Origin of the sequence: Streptomyces beijiangensis (genome assembly GCF_017315755.1) — a bacterium.
Classification (GTDB): Bacteria; Actinomycetota; Actinomycetes; order Streptomycetales; family Streptomycetaceae; genus Streptomyces; species Streptomyces beijiangensis.
Genome location: NZ_JAFLRJ010001678.1, coordinates 1 through 217 on the forward strand (window position 1 = coordinate 1; position 217 = coordinate 217).

Annotated in this window: 1 protein-coding gene; it reads left to right on the forward strand. The window is 69.6% G+C overall.

Translation table 11 applies throughout. The annotated features are described in order from the left end of the window. Positions 1–217 (forward strand): sterol desaturase family protein (locus J0695_RS43200; RefSeq protein ID WP_206970254.1); only part of this gene is annotated, 217 nt, incomplete at both ends.

Here is a 217-nt window from a genome sequence, read left to right on the forward strand (position 1 = left end):
GGCTGGGTCCTGCTGCTGGTCGTCGTGGACCTCGCCTGGTACACCAACCACCGCTTCTCGCACCGGGTGCGGATCGGCTGGGCGGGCCACCAGGCGCACCACTCCAGCGAGGACTTCAACCTCACCACCGCCGTCCGCCAGAAGTGGAACCCCTGGTCCGAGGCGATCTGCTGGGCACCGCTCCCGCTGCTCGGCTTCGCCCCGTGGACCATCTACG